Source organism: Stenotrophomonas sp. 62841_Sma (assembly GCF_056482945.1).
This window is the reverse complement of sequence record NZ_CM151224.1, coordinates 4,780,001-4,782,500: the sequence shown is the minus strand read 5'-3', so window position 1 is coordinate 4,782,500 and position 2,500 is coordinate 4,780,001. Positions and strand designations below refer to the sequence as shown.

1 rRNA gene (only partly in view) is annotated in these 2,500 nt (G+C 54.3%); it reads left to right on the top strand.

Annotated features, from left to right (window positions below):
- A 23S ribosomal RNA gene (locus ACZK5G_RS22210) occupies positions 1-2,500 on the top strand (it extends past both window edges: 293 nt to the left, 87 nt to the right).

The following is a 2,500-nucleotide window of genomic DNA, read 5'->3' as shown; positions in this document are numbered from 1 at the left end:
CTGGAAAGAGCGGCCATAGAAGGTGATAGCCCTGTATCTGAAAGGGCCATTTCAGTGAAGACGAGTAGGGCGGGGCACGTGAAACCCTGTCTGAACATGGGGGGACCATCCTCCAAGGCTAAATACTACTGACCGACCGATAGTGAACCAGTACCGTGAGGGAAAGGCGAAAAGAACCCCGGAGAGGGGAGTGAAATAGAACCTGAAACCGTGTGCGTACAAGCAGTAGGAGCTCCGCAAGGAGTGACTGCGTACCTTTTGTATAATGGGTCAGCGACTTACTGTTCGTGGCAAGCTTAACCGTATAGGGGAGGCGAAGGGAAACCGAGTCTGATAAGGGCGCATAGTCGCGGGCAGTAGACCCGAAACCGGGTGATCTAGTCATGCCCAGGGTGAAGGTGCGGTAACACGCACTGGAGGCCCGAACCCACTCCCGTTGCAAAGGTAGGGGATGAGGTGTGATTAGGAGTGAAAAGCTAATCGAACCCGGAGATAGCTGGTTCTCCTCGAAAGCTATTTAGGTAGCGCCTCATATGTATCCTCTCGGGGGTAGAGCACTGTTATGGCTAGGGGGTCATCGCGACTTACCAAACCATTGCAAACTCCGAATACCGAGACGGACTGTATGGGAGACACACGGCGGGTGCTAACGTCCGTCGTGAAAAGGGAAACAACCCAGACCCACAGCTAAGGTCCCAAATTCACTGCTAAGTGGAAAACCATGTGGAAAGGCACAGACAGCCAGGAGGTTGGCTTAGAAGCAGCCACCCTTTAAAGAAAGCGTAATAGCTCACTGGTCGAGTCGGTCTGCGGGGAAGATTTAACGGGGCTAAGCAGTGAACCGAAGCTTGGGGTGCATAACTTTGTTATGCGCGGTAGAGGAGCGTTCCGTAAGCCGTTGAAGGTGGATTGAGAAGTCTGCTGGAGGTATCGGAAGTGCGAATGCTGACATGAGTAACGATAATGCGGGTGAAAAACCCGCACGCCGAAAGCCCAAGGTTTCCTTGCGCAACGTTAATCGGCGCAGGGTGAGTCGGCCCCTAAGGCGAGGACGAAAGTCGTAGTCGATGGGAAGCAGGTTAATATTCCTGCACCTCGCGTAAGTGCGATGGAGGGACGGAGAAGGTTAGGTGTACCAGGCGTTGGTTGTCCTGGGGAAAGGCGGTAGGTTTGGATCTTTGGCAAATCCGGGATCCTTCAAGACCGAGCACCGAGACGAGCCTTTAAGGCGAAGTCACTGATACCACGCTTCCAGGAAAAGCTCCTAAGCTTCAGCTTACGCAGACCGTACCGTAAACCGACACAGGTGGGTAGGATGAGAATTCTCAGGCGCTTGAGAGAACTCGGGTGAAGGAACTAGGCAACATGGCACCGTAACTTCGGGAGAAGGTGCACCCTTTTTGGTGGCTCGTGCGAGCTATAGCTGAAGAGGGTCGCAGTAACCAGGCCGCTGCGACTGTTTATCAAAAACACAGCACTCTGCAAACACGAAAGTGGACGTATAGGGTGTGACGCCTGCCCGGTGCTGGAAGGTTAATTGATGGGGTCAGCCGCAAGGCGAAGCTCTTGATCGAAGCCCCAGTAAACGGCGGCCGTAACTATAACGGTCCTAAGGTAGCGAAATTCCTTGTCGGGTAAGTTCCGACCTGCACGAATGGCGTAACGACAGCGGCGCTGTCTCCACCCGAGACTCAGTGAAATTGAAATCGCTGTGAAGATGCAGCGTTCCCGTGGCAAGACGGAAAGACCCCGTGAACCTTTACTATAGCTTTACACTGAACGTTGAGTTCGTCTGTGTAGGATAGGTGGGAGGCTATGAAACTGTGGCGCTAGCTGCAGTGGAGCCATCCTTGAAATACCACCCTGTCGTGCTTGACGTTCTAACCTGGGCCCATTATCTGGGTCGGGGACCGTGTATGGTGGGTAGTTTGACTGGGGCGGTCTCCTCCTAAAGAGTAACGGAGGAGCTCGAAGGTACGCTCAGCGCGGTCGGACATCGCGCACTGTGTGCAAAGGCATAAGCGTGCTTGACTGCAAGATCGACGGATCAAGCAGGTAGGAAACTAGGACTTAGTGATCCGGTGGTTCTGTATGGAAGGGCCATCGCTCAACGGATAAAAGGTACTCCGGGGATAACAGGCTGATACCGCCCAAGAGTTCATATCGACGGCGGTGTTTGGCACCTCGATGTCGGCTCATCACATCCTGGGGCTGTAGTCGGTCCCAAGGGTATGGCTGTTCGCCATTTAAAGTGGTACGCGAGCTGGGTTCAGAACGTCGTGAGACAGTTCGGTCCCTATCTGCCATGGGCGTTGGAGATTTGAGAGGGGCTGCTCCTAGTACGAGAGGACCGGAGTGGACGAACCTCTGGTGTTCCGGTTGTCACGCCAGTGGCATTGCCGGGTAGCTATGTTCGGAAGCGATAACCGCTGAAAGCATCTAAGCGGGAAGCGCGCCTCAAGATGAGATCTCCCGGGGCACAAGCCCCCTGAAGGAACCA